General features: G+C 26.9%; 20 protein-coding genes and 1 riboswitch. Of the genes, 1 reads left to right on the top strand and 19 read right to left on the bottom strand.

The genetic code is table 11. The features are described from left to right. Positions 1–101: 101 nt before the first annotated feature. The 12 genes from ACYUEX_RS05785 to ACYUEX_RS05730 form a co-directional block, all read right to left on the bottom strand. A complete protein-coding gene (locus ACYUEX_RS05785; RefSeq protein WP_460286972.1) occupies positions 102–1,031 on the bottom strand; it encodes a phosphotransferase family protein in 930 nt (309 codons plus the stop codon). Between the two features lie 144 nt (positions 1,032–1,175). Beyond that, on the bottom strand, positions 1,176–1,436 hold the full coding sequence (locus ACYUEX_RS05780; protein ID WP_460286971.1) for a hypothetical protein: 261 nt from the start codon (positions 1,434–1,436) through the stop codon (positions 1,176–1,178). Between the two features lie 71 nt (positions 1,437–1,507). Then, positions 1,508–1,837 (bottom strand): hypothetical protein, encoded by a 330-nt coding sequence (locus ACYUEX_RS05775; RefSeq protein ID WP_460286970.1) that lies wholly within the window; start codon positions 1,835–1,837, stop codon positions 1,508–1,510. 167 nt (positions 1,838–2,004) lie between these two features. After that, on the bottom strand, positions 2,005–2,598 hold the full coding sequence (locus ACYUEX_RS05770) for a GNAT family N-acetyltransferase (protein ID WP_460286969.1): 594 nt from the start codon (positions 2,596–2,598) through the stop codon (positions 2,005–2,007). 65 nt (positions 2,599–2,663) lie between these two features. Then, entirely contained in the window at positions 2,664–3,140 is a 477-nt protein-coding gene (locus ACYUEX_RS05765; RefSeq protein WP_460286968.1) for a GNAT family N-acetyltransferase, read from the bottom strand. A gap of 85 nt (positions 3,141–3,225) precedes the next feature. Further along, a complete protein-coding gene (locus ACYUEX_RS05760) occupies positions 3,226–3,663 on the bottom strand; it encodes a GNAT family N-acetyltransferase (protein WP_460286967.1) in 438 nt (145 codons plus the stop codon). Positions 3,664–3,798: 135 nt separating this feature from the next. Next, on the bottom strand, positions 3,799–4,257 hold the full coding sequence (locus tag ACYUEX_RS05755; protein ID WP_460286966.1) for a GNAT family N-acetyltransferase: 459 nt from the start codon (positions 4,255–4,257) through the stop codon (positions 3,799–3,801). A gap of 103 nt (positions 4,258–4,360) precedes the next feature. Further along, a complete protein-coding gene (locus tag ACYUEX_RS05750) occupies positions 4,361–4,855 on the bottom strand; it encodes an SdpI family protein (protein ID WP_460286965.1) in 495 nt (164 codons plus the stop codon). A gap of 63 nt (positions 4,856–4,918) precedes the next feature. Continuing rightward, the gene (locus ACYUEX_RS05745) at positions 4,919–5,107 is read right to left on the bottom strand and encodes a hypothetical protein (protein ID WP_460286964.1); all 189 of its coding nucleotides are present in this window, start codon (positions 5,105–5,107) and stop codon (positions 4,919–4,921) included. Between the two features lie 304 nt (positions 5,108–5,411). Further along, complete coding sequence (locus tag ACYUEX_RS05740; protein ID WP_460286963.1) at positions 5,412–6,827, bottom strand: MFS transporter; 1,416 nt, start codon at positions 6,825–6,827, stop codon at positions 5,412–5,414. A 150-nt stretch (positions 6,828–6,977) separates the two neighbouring features. Next, the gene (locus ACYUEX_RS05735) at positions 6,978–7,661 is read right to left on the bottom strand and encodes an HD domain-containing protein (RefSeq protein ID WP_460286961.1); all 684 of its coding nucleotides are present in this window, start codon (positions 7,659–7,661) and stop codon (positions 6,978–6,980) included. A gap of 309 nt (positions 7,662–7,970) precedes the next feature. Further along, positions 7,971–8,150: a hypothetical protein gene (locus ACYUEX_RS05730; protein ID WP_460286960.1), complete on the bottom strand. Its 180-nt coding sequence runs from the start codon at positions 8,148–8,150 to the stop codon at positions 7,971–7,973. Between the two features lie 168 nt (positions 8,151–8,318). Between ACYUEX_RS05730 and ACYUEX_RS05725 the strand changes: the two genes are divergently transcribed. Further along, on the top strand, positions 8,319–8,837 hold the full coding sequence (locus ACYUEX_RS05725; RefSeq protein WP_460286959.1) for a hypothetical protein: 519 nt from the start codon (positions 8,319–8,321) through the stop codon (positions 8,835–8,837). A gap of 103 nt (positions 8,838–8,940) precedes the next feature. Here the strand turns inward: ACYUEX_RS05725 and ACYUEX_RS05720 are convergent, their stop codons facing one another. From ACYUEX_RS05720 to ACYUEX_RS05690, 7 genes are all read right to left on the bottom strand, one after another. After that, the gene (locus ACYUEX_RS05720) at positions 8,941–9,606 is read right to left on the bottom strand and encodes a deoxynucleoside kinase (RefSeq protein ID WP_460286958.1); all 666 of its coding nucleotides are present in this window, start codon (positions 9,604–9,606) and stop codon (positions 8,941–8,943) included. Between the two features lie 446 nt (positions 9,607–10,052). Next, positions 10,053–10,775 (bottom strand): ABC transporter ATP-binding protein, encoded by a 723-nt coding sequence (locus tag ACYUEX_RS05715; protein ID WP_460286956.1) that lies wholly within the window; start codon positions 10,773–10,775, stop codon positions 10,053–10,055. Continuing rightward, on the bottom strand, positions 10,756–11,760 hold the full coding sequence (locus ACYUEX_RS05710; protein WP_460286955.1) for an ABC transporter substrate-binding protein: 1,005 nt from the start codon (positions 11,758–11,760) through the stop codon (positions 10,756–10,758). Before ACYUEX_RS05710 ends, ACYUEX_RS05715 begins: the two co-directional genes overlap by 20 nt. A gap of 34 nt (positions 11,761–11,794) precedes the next feature. Further along, a complete protein-coding gene (locus tag ACYUEX_RS05705) occupies positions 11,795–12,571 on the bottom strand; it encodes an ABC transporter permease (protein ID WP_460286953.1) in 777 nt (258 codons plus the stop codon). Continuing rightward, positions 12,543–12,833 carry an MTH1187 family thiamine-binding protein gene (locus tag ACYUEX_RS05700; RefSeq protein WP_460286952.1) on the bottom strand — a complete coding sequence of 97 codons (291 nt, stop codon included), beginning with the start codon at positions 12,831–12,833 and terminating at the stop codon, positions 12,543–12,545. The genes ACYUEX_RS05705 and ACYUEX_RS05700 overlap by 29 nt, the downstream gene beginning before the upstream one ends. Before the next feature lie 127 nt (positions 12,834–12,960). Beyond that, positions 12,961–13,068: riboswitch (TPP riboswitch) on the bottom strand. Between the two features lie 261 nt (positions 13,069–13,329). Beyond that, positions 13,330–14,064, bottom strand: coding sequence for a TatD family hydrolase (locus ACYUEX_RS05695; RefSeq protein ID WP_460286951.1), 735 nt, complete (start codon positions 14,062–14,064; stop codon positions 13,330–13,332). A gap of 70 nt (positions 14,065–14,134) precedes the next feature. Beyond that, complete coding sequence (locus ACYUEX_RS05690) at positions 14,135–14,974, bottom strand: metallophosphoesterase (RefSeq protein WP_460286950.1); 840 nt, start codon at positions 14,972–14,974, stop codon at positions 14,135–14,137. Positions 14,975–14,981: the final 7 nt, after the last annotated feature.

Raw genomic sequence — 14,981 nt, 5'->3', positions numbered from 1 at the left:
TAATTATTGTTGCAAAATTATCTTTCCCAAAATTCATTAGATATATTAATCTAGAATAATTTATTCAATACCACATTATTCAATTTTACAAATCAATTAATTTAAATTATTATTTGTATACGAGTAATTTCTTGAATTGACCTTATTCCCTTTTGTATGAGTGGGGAAACAAAATTTTCAAATTCTTTATTTCTTGTTTCATTAAGGTTCTCTCCAGTTTTTAATGAGATCATGACATTAATTAGCCATCTTAAAGTTGAAAGCACTTTAAAATATTCAAAATTATTAATATTCCCATTTTTTAGCTCTTTATATTTTTTTAACACATTTTGACTAAAGTCTTCAAATCCACTTCTCTCCATTAGTGTATACATCCATGCTAAATCAAATCTATAGTCTCCAATTCCCCACAGCAAATCAATTACATAGATTTTTTCATTGTTATCAACTATTACGTTCCATGGATGATAATCTCTATGAATTATAGATAATTTCTCACCTATGATATTCATTTTTTCCTTCTGTAACCAATCTATTATTTGAGTAAAATATTCCAATTTATTTTCTTCTACTAATTTTTTAATCTCATTAATCTCTTTTTCAATAAAAGATATTGTAGAATCTTTTACAAGTTCCTTGTCTACTATGGAGACATCTAATTCATGGAGCTCAAAAAAAACCTTTACAAATCTTTCTAATAATTGATCCTTGTCTTCCTTAGATAAAGTCTGATAACAGTCCCATAAATTTTCTCCTTCAATTTCTTCCATAACTATATAAGGCTTTTCATTTACAAAATCACTCATTATTGGCCTTGGAACTGGATAATTTGCATTATAAAGCAAGTTTAGCCCTTTCCATTCTTGTTTTATATTTTCAAGTCCATTTTTACTACTATTATAGGTCTTAATTACATATTTTTGCGTATTGTCTTTAAATTTTAAGGAAATAATTTCTCCTGCCCACCCTGATTTTAAAACTTTAATATCTTGTATTTTAGCACCCAATCTATTTTCAATATCTTTATACATAGCTTTATCTCCTCTTCAATATGAATAGAAAAATTTTTTCTTACTATTTTTTCACCACATTATTCAATTTTCAAAGAACATTCTTCCTGTTATTAATTTTAATAGTTAGTTCGTAATAAAATCATATTAAAATTAAGATTGTTCTTATTTATACTCGTTATATTTATCAACTGCTTTTAATATTTTATATAATGCATCACATAAGAATTTAAAAATAATTATTGCTGCTATTGGTCTAGAAAGTGTTCCAATAAGTAACAAACCAACTGCTATATAATGTCCAGCAATTGAAGAAGCAGTTGAACTTTGTGCCAAAAATATTAATATATATCCTATTAAATAAATTAATCCACCTATAAGGATTCCCTTTACTATTTTTTCAGATTTACTTTCTATAAGCCTCATAAATTTCCCCCCCATATTTAGTGATGTTAACGAATAATATCTTAATATTGTGTATTTAAATTATAAAAATTTTAATATTGAAGCATTTCTTCTACATCACACCCGTTTAATGAGTACAAAGTAATATTTTTCCAAATATCACATATGCTTTTATTCTTAAATACTTTTGCATTTAGAATGTCCTCTAAGCAATCATAATCATAGCCTTGTGAACCATCTGCAACTAATCCATACCAGTAAATTTCTTTATTCACATTATTCTTATCTGGCATTTTACCCATCCAGCAATCTTCATATTCTGCATCATTATCAATGCAAAAGTTAATTTCAATACAAGAATTATTTTTTAATACATCTTCACTTAATACTTTTACTAAATCTTGTAGCTTAATTTTTGCCAATACTGTCACTCCTTAAAATATATTTAATGTTCCTTTATCCCAAAGCCTATCCATCTTCCATCAATATCTTCAATAACAAATCCCGTATCCATACAGATTTCTATTTGTAATTACTTCTTGTCCATCTGATTTAGTTAAAATAAATAGCCTCTATAAATGATTTTTCATTATATTTTTATCATCTTACAACACTTAGCCATAATTTCATCAAGCAATTCTTCGTCAATATCTTTAATTGAAAGTAATGGTTTGGGTTCACCATAATATTCGTCAACACTTTTTTCAAACCAAGTAACATCATGCCACTTTCCAAATTTATAACCAGTATTATGATATACTCCTAATTTCTTAAACTCAAAATATTCATGTAGTTTCTCACTATTTTTATTTGGATATGTAACTCCTCCATATATATTTTGAATATTTTGTAGTTTAGATATTTCAATAAGAGAACTATAAAGAGCTTTTCCCATTCCACAATGTAAATATGAATTATCAATATAAACGGAGAATTCAACATTCCATTGATAAGCAGCTCTTTCCTTATGTCTATATGAATAAGCATATCCAATTATCTTTTCATCTAAAGTACAAACTAGATAAGGATAATCTAATGATATTTTTCTAATACGATTTTTTAATTCATTGATTGTTGGTATTTCATATTCAAAAGTTATAACTGTATCCTTTATATATGGTGCATATACTCTTAATATTTCTTCTGCGTCATTTTCACTTGCCATCCTCATTTTAATATCCATAATTATGTTTTGTTATCCTCCTTAAAGTATAAATACTTTCTTATTTATGATTAAAATAAGTAAATTTATCTGAATTTCTCTAGCCTGTAATGACCCTCATCATCTAACTCCTCCACACCATTTTTATAGTTGTATCCCATTTTTTTATAAAATTCATATGCAGTAATTGATGCCGGTATTTCTATTCTTTTTGCTCTTAGAAAATACTCATCACTTTCTAAGGTTTCTATTATTGATTTGCCTATCCCTCTCCCCTGCAATTCTGGTAAAACAAATATAGTTAATAATATACTTTCCTCTTCTCTTCCCCAAAAACTTGAAATGGCACCACATCCAACAACTTCATTATCTATGCAAGCAACATACATATGAGCATAACTAGATATCTCTAATACTTTATTAGTATCATAAATTTGTGATAAAGCTTCCATTTCTTCTTTAGAATAATCTTTTATGTTTACTTCTAAAAAATTTCTGCAAATTATTTTTGATACAATAGCTGCATCATTATCATTGAATCTTCTTATATTTAAACTTTCCATAGTACTCCTTATTCTTCTATAAAGGTTAATAAAAATAAATATTTATTTTTTCTCACAATATGTTAAGATTGTTCATCTAATATAGTTATAATTTTTTTCCCATCATAACCATACCATTATAAGATTTTAGTCCTCTATTATTATAAAAGCCCTCTGTTCCATCCTCTCTTGAAGTAAATAAAATTATTTCTGTAACTCCTCTATTTTTTAATCGGTTCTCAAACTCTTTTAAAAGTATTGTTCCAATACCATTATTACGCATTTCATTCTTAATACAAAATTCCTTAATATTAAACATTAATCCGTTAAAAAACTGTTCTTCACTACCTAATATCATCCCTACAACCATTTCTTCTTTATATGCAATAAGTCCATAAAAACCTTCACAATTTATCATTTGGTATAACCTTTTAGATGCAGTTTCAATTGTCCACTCGTCATTCCATGGTGGAGAATTAAATGTTTCAACATACATACTTGAAAGTATTTCTATATCTTCTATTTTTATTTCTTTAAATTCCATTTTCCCTCCTAATTATTTAACTAAATTTACTCGGTATATACAGGCTGATTTACTTATTTTTAAGAAATAAATTAATTCTAGATAAAATGCATATAGTCTTTTGAAATAAATAGGCAGTACTCTGTAAGCACTCTCTTATAGTTGAACAACCATTCTAAATTCTTTGTAAGTTTCTCCGCCAAATTCATATTCAAATACTTCTATTTTTTTAAATCCATTCTTTTCATACAAGTCAATTGCAATAGTGTTATCAACTTCAGCACTTGTATAAAGTTTTATATGTCCATATTTTTCAATAAAAAACTCTATAAACTTTTGTAACGCTACTTTTCCAATTCCTTGATTTTGAAACTTTTCATCTATCATAAATCTACTCATTGACCAACCATTAATTTCATCATCGAAATCATATAAAATAAAACCAACCATCTCATTATTTTTATAAATTCCTAATGGATACAAATTTGGCTCGTATGCTGATTGAACTAAAGAAAAAATATTTGATGCAACAAATCTTTTTTGTTCTTCACTTATTTTTAATTCTATACATTGATTATAATTACTTCTATCTATTACTCTAAATTCTATATTCATTTTTAATATATTCTCCTAATACTATCTTAAATTATTTATATTTTATATTCCCTTTTCTTTCAGAAAGTGTTTGCAATAAAAAATTTATACTCCACAAGCTTATCTACTTATTTTTAATTGATTTGTAAATATAAAAAGCAATGGATCCAAATAAAACCATTAATTCTATTGGTAAAAAAGCCATAGATAGATTTTTATTATTTCCACTAATAGACGTAACTTGTTTTAATTGAATATAAAAAAATATTAATACTAATTCAACATTAAGCACTCTCATAAAAGTAGTTGCCATATTATATTGCTTCTCTTTGTTTACTGGGGTTATTTTTACTGCATAGTTATATATTTGTGGATATTTTGCTAAAAAATACAATCCTATATATAATATTATTACTATAGACAATAGAAAAAATATTGTATTTTTAGAGCCGTATCCATCTATTTCTCCTCGCACATTATAGTGAGTTGGTACAATATCTGGTGCATTTAACCAATACATAAAGGTGATTATGACTAAAGCTAAAATTAATATAATTCCTATAATATCGAGTATTTTATTAATATTTTTATATTTACCACTACTCTCCCACTTACTCATTTCTCTCATCTCCTGAATTTAGTACATTAAAATTGCTACTGAATTTATTAGTTTTAAGGTAAATTACTTTGTACTATTAAGCTCTCTTTTAAAATAAAACCAAGTACCATCTACACCGGCTAATTCCCAGCCATCATTTCCAAGTAAGTTTAATTTTTTTGAAATTTCGTTGTTATATTTACTTTTATCAGTCTTAATTATGCTTTTTAATTCTATTTGTATTTGTTCGATTTTATATTCATATTGTTTCATATGATATTTTCTCCTTGTAAATTATATAATATTAGATTATATCATTATCATCCAAATTATTCCACTCACATTATCTTATACTTGTTGATAATATATTTTAAAATACTTAAGGAGATCATATGAAAATTAAAAATAACGAGATAAAAAAGATTTTATATATTTTCTCTTATTTATACTTTTGTTAAGTGACTAAAATAAAAAAAATTAACTTAAGATAATAAGATAATATAATGATTTATCCTATTATTTTAAGTTAATTCTTTATACTGAAGCTTTTACGTAGTTTTTATAAAAGCTTTTATATTTATTCATTTTCTATTCTAGATTTTCTATTTATAACTCTTAGTAAAGTTAAAATTGCACCAATCAAACATATAAATCCTATACCAGTAAATACAAATCTCATTGCATATATAAATACATCTGCTCTACCTTCTATATATCCTACGACATGATATCCCATTTTGCTACTCATCATGCTGTATAAAAGACTTGTTGAAAGTGCTATCCCTGTTGTTGTTCCTATATTTCTAACTAACCCATTTATACTTCCAGCTATACCTAGCTTTGTTTTATCAACTGTTGACATTATTAATGAATTATTTGGTGATTGGAATATTCCACTTCCTAATGAAAGTAGTCCGACTACTATAGCCACTACTAATAATGAAGTGTTTTCTGTAAGTATAGTCAATGAGAATATACCAAATGTCAATATGGACAACCCTAAAAAGGATATTCTTTCACTCCCAATTTTATCTGAGAGATATCCACTTAAAGGTGCAACTACAGCTAATATAATAGGGGAAACTGTCATCATAAGTCCAGCTGCACTTGGAGTAAGCTTTAATACATCTTGATAATAAAATGGTAAAATTATATTTATTGCTCCTATAGAAACAAAAGAAATGAATCCACAAAATATACTTAATGAAAATAATTTATTTTTAAATATACTTATATCTAACATAGGGTTTTCTATTTTTTTCTCTATCTTTATAAATATAAATAGTAATAAACAGGAAATAATAAAAGCTCCTATAATTATAGGATTTGTATATCCTATACTTTGCCCAAAGTTTATAGAGGTAAACAGTAATATAACTGAAATCATAAATAATATAGTTCCTTTTATATCAAATGGAACTTTTTCTTTAACCTTTTTAAAGTTTAATACCTTAATTACTCCAATATAAACTAAAATTCCTATTGGTATATTTATTAAAAATATATATTTCCATGGTGCTACTGATACTATAAGACCTCCTAATGTGGGTCCTACCATAGTTCCTAAAGCAACTGCAGTTCCAGTCATTCCAAGGGCTCTACCTCTTTCATTAGGAGGAAATGTTTCTGTAATTATTCCTTGATTAGTTGCCATTGCAGCTCCTGCACCTATTGCTTGAACTATTCTAGATAATATAAGCATTGAAAGGCTATTAGCTACCCCACAAAGAAGGGATCCTAAAGTAAAAACTCCAATTCCAATTTTAAATACTTTACTTTTACCAATTATATCTCCAAATCTACCAAATAATAAAATAGTTGCACATATAGTTATTAAATAACTTGTAACTACCCATTCTATTCCAGCCATTGTTGTTCCAAGTTCTCTAGCCATAGTTGGCAAAGCTACGTTTACTATACTACTATCAAGGGTAGTCATAAAGGTCATAGGTAACACCGTTAATAATATTGCCCACTCTTTTTTTATCTTCATATCGTCCATCTCCTAGTCTATCTTTTGTATTCTATCATTATATAATACTCCTAGTTTTAAAAATTGAAAATACATATAAAAAAACGTAGGATTCCTCCTACGTCATTCTTGCAAAATTATCTTTAAATTTTGTATATTTCCATCAAAATTCTAATGAGCTATAATTTTCTTATAAAAAGCTTTGAAATGCTCTTCATCCTTAAGTATTTCTTGAGCTTCTATGTAAGGTTTCATTATTACATCTTTACTTTCCTCTAAATAAAATTTAGCATATCCACCCTCTCCATATTTTTCTACTAGATGATTATAAACTCTATTATAGGTTTTCTCTTCATTTAAATCCTTATAGTTTTTCTTTGAAAAGTTGTAACATCTTTCTATCATATCATATATATCTGTTGTTCTATCAGCATCTGAAACGATATATCCATATATACTTCTTGGTTCATGAGAATTTGATGCCCTATGATCCTCACATGCCTCCCCCATTAAAATTAACTCTTCTTTTTTAAACCATCTTTCTAACTCTTTATCATTTATCAGCATATCCCTTGAATGCATTTGATGAGTTTTTCTATCAATACGCATTCCTAAATCATGATATACTGCAATAGTTAACACTATATTTTTATTTACTGGGAAATATTTTGATAGTTTAATTGATGAATCTATTACTGTTGCTATATGTTTTATGCCATGTCCCTTATCAAAGACTTTATAATTTTCTAAAATATTTTCCATTAAATATTTTAATAAAGCTTTATCTACTTCATTATCAATTATATTGCTGACCTCTTTACTTATTATTTCTTTTATTTCATCTAAATTTTTCATATGTTATCTTAGTGAAAGAGCTTTAATTAAAAAATCTATCACTAAATATTCCCTCCCTCATTACTAATTCTAGTTATTTAATAAATTATATCTAATCATATTTAAGATATTTTCTGATTACAAATAATTATAATATGCAAATCATAAAATTAATATATTTATGCTAAATTTACTCAATAATTTATATTATTTAACCCTCGCTCATACACACTAAAATTTTATGATTTGTATATAAGTTTATAAACTTCTATAATATCTATATAATAATAATTTTTAAATTTATATTGGAGATATAGCGAAAATATCAATTTAATATTTTAGTAAAACTGGACATACAAAAGAAATAAATAATGTAGTTACTGAAGTCATAAAAAAAGTAACTACAATTGAAGTTGGTGTATTGGATTTAAACAATGTAGATGATATCTTTTTACTAGATAGTAAGCTGTATTCATTTAGATGCTGCTGCATTAGATGAAAACTTTTCACAAAGTAAACCCATGTTTTCAATATTTGGAGAACATAGCACTAAAAGCTAAATAATTATTTGGATAATACTATTTAAAATCAAATTAATATTGTTATAATATAAAAATAATAATTTAATTTTTCCAAAAGATATATAATATATATTAAACATAAGAAGGAGGTTCCTTAATGAAGTGTGTTTCAATTTCTGGGAGAGCAGGACATGGAAAAGATACTTTAGCTTTGAAGTTAAAAGATATACTAGAGGGAAAAGGTAAAAAAGTATTTATTATTCACTATGCCGACTATTTAAAAATGGTTGCAACACAAGTTTATGGTTGGAATGAATTAAAAGATAATAATGGTAGAACCTTACTTCAACATTTAGGAGATAAAATGAGAGAAGTAGATGAAATGTTTTTAATAAACGAATTACTAAAAATATTATCACTAGTTAGAGATGATTTTGATGTAGCCTTAATTCCTGATGCTAGATTTCCTAAAGAAATAGATTGTCTAAAATCCATTGGTGAAACTACATCAATTCATATTACTAGATTAAATTATGAAAGTAATTTAACAGAAACCCAAAATAAGCATAAAACAGAAATATCTCTTGATGATTATATTTACGATTACAATATATTCTCAAATGGGAATGATAATATATCTTCTATACCTTTAATAATAGAAGATATACTCTCTTAGGAATAACCCTTATAGGTTCTCTTTATATTAGAATATATTATTCTAAATTTAAAAAATAGAGCAAACTAAATTGTTTGCTCTATTATCATAAAAATAACTCTTCTTATGCAATCTCTTCAATATCTCTAACTTCTCTAAGCTTTTCTTCTACTAACTCTATAAGTTTTTCTTTATCTGCTTCATTATTTACAACATCCATCTTATCCATATCTATTATTAAAACCTCTGATGCATTATAACAATTTTCTACCCATTCATCGTAATCTTTCCATAAAAAGCGGTAATATTCTTTTAAGCTTTCATCAATTTCAAAATCTCTTCCTCTTAATGCTATTCTATTTAAAACAGTTTCGAAGGATCCTTTTAAATACACCATTACATCTGGAGCTTTCTTAGGAAGCTCTTCTAACTCCTCAAGCATATTATTTAAAAGATCTTCATATATTTTCATCTCTAAGTCATTTATTCTACCAAGCTCCATATTTTTCTTAGCAAAGTACCAATCTTCATAAATTGATCTATCTAAGACATTATCATTATGAACTAATGCTTCTTTTATACTTTTAAATCTAGTGTTTAAGAAATAAAGTTGTAATAAGAATGGATACCTCTTTTTTTGGATTTCTTCCTCACTCTCACTATAGAATAAAGGTAATATAGGGTTATCATCCACACTTTCATAAAATACATCTGATTTAAAGTGCTCCCCTAAAATCTCTGCTACAGAACTTTTCCCAAGCCCAATCATCCCACCAACAACTATCAACATGCTTCACCTATCCTTTACTTTTTGTCTTTCTCTATATTACATAATTTAAAATTTACTTTCAAGTCTTGACTTTTTATTTTTATACCATATATGGTATTTACATTTCCAAAATCACTATATATGGTATAATTATATAATTTCTCAAGTCTATATATTCATATTTGTTTAAATTATTAGTAACTTTCAGTTTAAACAATAACTAAAAAGTATTTATAATAAAAAAGTGGACATATGTGAGTTTGCTTATTCCGTCACTTCGCTCCAAGTCAATGCAAAATTACATATGTCCACTTGAAAACTGAAGGAAAGAAATTATCAAAAGTTATCGACAGAATAAACTTTTTTATAATTCTCTATAGAGTAAATAAAATAGAACTTATAAAATAGACATTAATAGAAAAGTCTACTTGTATAAGTTCTATTGCTAAATATTAATTCGCTTATAGTTACATAAGCTTTAATATTTCTTTTTTTATAGCTACAAATTCATCACTGGTAACTATATCTTCATTTCTTTCCTTAGGTAGGTTAACCTTTATTTCACCATTTATAACTGCTGGCTTTTCTGATATTACATATATTCTATTAGAAAGTAATATTGCCTCTTCTATATCATGAGTTATGAATAGTATAGTTGAATTCATTTCTTTAGTTAAATCTAAAAGCCACTTTTGCATCTTTCTTCTAGTTATTGAATCTAAAGCACCAAAGGGTTCATCTAAAAGCATAATATCTCTTGATGTTAAATATGTCTTTAAGAAATTGGCTCTTTGTTTCATACCACCTGACAGTTGTGATGGATACTTATATTCAAAGCCACTAAGTCCAAATTCATTTATATGCTTTTTAACTTTTTCTCTAGCTTCTTTTTTATTATTTCCTTTAAATACAAGTGGAATTCCTATATTATCAATAACTTTTTTCCAAGGAACCATCATATCTTTTTGATACATATAGCTTAAATCGCCATTTATTTTTAATTCACCACTATCACACTTTATAATATTAGTTAATATATTAAATATTGTGCTTTTTCCACTGCCTGATGGACCTAAAATTGATACTAGTTCACCTTCATTAACTTTTATACTAATATTCTTTAATATCTCCATTTCATCAAAGGACTTTGATACATTTTCAAGTAAAATCTTATTTTGATAAGAATTCATTTGTATAAGCCTCACTTGCTTTCATATCTTTATTTATAAGCTTATTATCTAATAGAAATTTAGTATAGTTATCCCATACGCTATCCTTCATTTCTCCCCAAACAGCTGCATCATCTTTATATTTATCCGCAAGATATTTTTGGCTTTCTATTGCAAGTTCTTCTCCTATTTCAGGAACTTTACTTACTAATAATTTTGCACTTTCTTCTGGATTTTTCATAGCGAACTCATATCCTTTAGTTGTTGCTTCCATAAATTTCTTAGCTAAATCTTTTTTATTATTAATAGTATCTTCAGTAGCTGCAATAATTGGTGTGTAATAATCTAATGCTGGATCTAAATCTTTAACTGGTATATAGTTTATATCAAATCCTCTTAGCTTAGCTTCCATATTAGTCCAAGCTTCAAATGTCCACTCAAAATCTAAGTTATTCTTAGTTGCTATAAAGAAATCTTCTGTTCCTACATCAACAGTTTTCAATTTACTAAAATCTGCTCCATTTTTCTCCATGACAGCTTTTAATATAGCTTGCTCTGATGGACTTCCCCATCCACCATACACTTTATTTTCAAAATCCTTAACTGTTTCTATTCCCTTTTCCTTTGGTGATGCAAAGCCTGATGTATTATGTTGTATAATTGTCGCTATTGCTTTAACAGGAAGTGGACTATCTGATGTTCTTGCATATGTTAAATCCTCTTGATAACTTACTGCAAAATCACCTTTTCCAGCAGCTAGAAGTTGCAGGGATGATCCTTCTGATGGCTGAATTATTTCAACATCTAATCCAAGATCTTTATAATACCCTTTTTCCTGAGCTACATATAATCCTGTATGATTTGTATTTGGTGTCCAATCTAATATTACGGTAACCTTTTGTAATCCTTCCGAAGTTTTTGCTTCTTCTTTTTTACTACATCCAGCTAATAGTGTCAATGCTGTTACAGATGCTAATACTACTGATATAATTTTTTTCTTTAACATTATTATTTCACCTCAAAATCTATTATTTTGTATTTTATTCCTTTATCTTTAATTTTTTATTATTCCATGGAGTACATACTCTTTCCATCAAAGTAACTATAAAAAATATTGCCATGCTTATAACTACTATTATTACTATTGATGCAAACATTTTATCTAATGCATAAGCACTTCTGGCTCTTGTCATATATACCCCAAGACCTTTTTCTCCTCCAAGCCATTCTCCAATTACAGCTCCCATAATACTATAAGTTGCTGCAATTCTCATACCTGAAAAGAAGTTTATCATTCCATAAGGTAACTTTAAATGCATAAAAACATTAAGCTTAGATGCCCCCATTAATTTAAAATGATTGATTAAATCCTTATCTACACCTTCTAACCCGTCAACTATGCTAATTACTATTGGGAAAAAGCATACTAGCACAACCACTATTATCTTTGGAAGTGAACCAAATCCAAACCAAATTATAAATAATGGCGCAAGAGCAACTGTCGGTATAGTTTGAGATATAACTAGTACTGGATATAAAGCTCTTTTTACTAGTGGAATCATATCCATAATTATTGCTAGTATTATAGATAATCCTATTGCTATTAAAAACCCTATCATACCTTCATATAATGTAGTTAAAGTATGAGGTATCATAACTTTAAAATCCTTAACTAATGTTTGCATAACATCTGTTGGTGCTGGCATTATATACTTTTCTATGCCCCCAATAGTTACTATGCACTGCCATAAAACTAATAAAATTATAATAAATACTATAGGTGCTATCTTATTCCCTATATTTTTTAATTTTTTCATCCATTGTCACGCCTTCTTTTTTATAATCTATTTTAACCATAGATACTACTCTTGATGCACCTTCTTCAGTACAAATTTCTTGAGCCTTTTTTACTATTTCTAGTAATTCACTTAATTCACCTTCCATTGTAGTTTCCATAGCTCCAACTTCATATTTAACACCAGTGGATGCTATATATTCTATAACCTTGTCTACAACAGGATAAATCCTCTCCTCACTAACTGTTGGTATAACTTGAAGACTTACATTACAAACTGACATAGTCTTTTCCTCCTCTAAATATATTTAAAAGTAAACAAATTTGATTTTATTTATATGTCCATATAGTAAAAAAATACAGTATCTCTGATTAGAAATACTGTATTATAGTTCAATTTGTATATTAAAATTCAATAACAAATAATCTCCCTACGTTGGCATTATCCAAATCAGGTTCATGGGTCAAAATAGTATCAACTTTATCTCAGGCAGTTCACCGCCCCCCCAGATATCTATTTACTTTTTATAGTTCCATTTTATTCATTTTCACTCCAAATGTCAAGCTAATCAATAATACTTATCAACTAAATAATTTTATTAATTGTATAATACTTATATATATTACACAATCCATTTCTAAGCTAAGTTTCAACGATTTACTTTGCTTAATTCTCTAAGTGATTTTCATCCCTCACTCTTATTAGCTCCAAATAATACAACTATAATCCCTAAAGATCCTATGATTATTTTTATTATAGGCATTGAAATTAAAATTCTCCTAACTAATTATTCTAATATAATTACCCTCTATATTTTTTAGTAATTCATTCAGTTCTATATTCTTATAATTTGAAACCTTTTTAGCCACATCTATTATTGCCCTTGGATATCCATATTCTCCATTAACCCATTCTAAAGCTGTTGGCCCATCAGTTTCTATAAGTAATCTATTTAATGGTATTCTATCTAAAACCTCATTAGTTTTTTCTGAATATCCTATATCTACACTTATTGTAAAATAGCATCCAAGCTCAATATATTTTTCTAAAGTGCTTATTTCACCACTATACCAATGTATAATAGCTTTATTATAATTATTCCTTTTTAGAGCATTATAAATTTCTTCTTCAGCTCCTTTTGTATGAATACTTACAAACTTATTTCTTTTAATACTTTCTTCTAGTATAAAATTAAAAATCTTTCTTTGTGCTTCATAAGTACTTTTATCTTCTACCCAGAAAAAATCTAAACCTATCTCCCCTATTAACTCACTTTCTTCTATATAAGGTATAAGACCTTCTAAATTCCCTTTATATTCTGCTGCTTTCCAGGGATGAATACCAAAGCATGGATTAATAAATTTACTCTTTTTACTGTATTCTTTATTTTTTATATAGCTCTTAATATCCATACTATTTGCTAAAGTTAATATTTCATTCTTATTTATATCTTCAATTGCTTTTTCTATATTTTCACCGAAAAAATCTAAATGAGTGTGTGCATCTATATACATAATTCCTCCATGAATTCTAATTTAAGTAGCATAATTAACTCTTTAATTTATATTCTATATTAGTAATTTCTTAATTATATCCTTTTAATGTTACTGATATAATTTCTGGTGGATTAAATATTCTTATTGGAAATAAACTATTCCCCAATCCCCTACTAACAAACATTGTAGTTTTATCACTATTATAACTTCCACTAGTATATTTAGGGAAAAACCCTTGATTTGGAGCTATAATTCCTCCTACAAATGGAATCTTAATTTGGCCTCCATGAGCATGTCCTGAAAAAACTAAATTCATATTATTTTTAGAATATAAATCAAACAGCTCTGGTCTATGTGAAAGTAGTATCTTAAAGTCTTCAATATTTGACCAATTACTTAAATATTCCTCCATATTACTTATATCCGTCCCATCTGTATAATTCGAGGTAAGAAAAGATGGATCAGATAATCCTAAAAGATATATAGTACTATTTTCTTTTCTAATCTCTAACTTAGTATCATCTATTATATTAACTCCTACTTCAATTAAGCTATCCTTTATTTCAGAATATTTTCCTGACCATGCTTCATGATTTCCTGAAACATAATAAATTGGAGCAATTTCTATTGCACCATTAATAAAGTCCATTGCTTTATCTAAATTATATCTACGCCTATCTATCAAATCACCTGTAACTATAATAATGTCTGGTGATAAATTTTCTATTTCTTCTAATATTTCTGATTGCTCTTTTCCAAACATTTTGTTATGCAAATCAGAAATATGTACAATTTTAAAGTCATTAAATTTAGATGGCACATCATAGCTTAAGTAATTAAAGTTAGAAATTGTAATACTATTATTTTGCCAAACGACAAACACATATAATGCTATAATTATTAAAACTCCTAATATCAACTTCTTCATTCTTTTA

The sequence above is a fragment of the Clostridium sp. CTA-7 genome (assembly GCF_054768095.1).
Note: the sequence above shows the minus strand (reverse complement) of the source record. Positions and strands in the feature narration are given on the sequence as shown.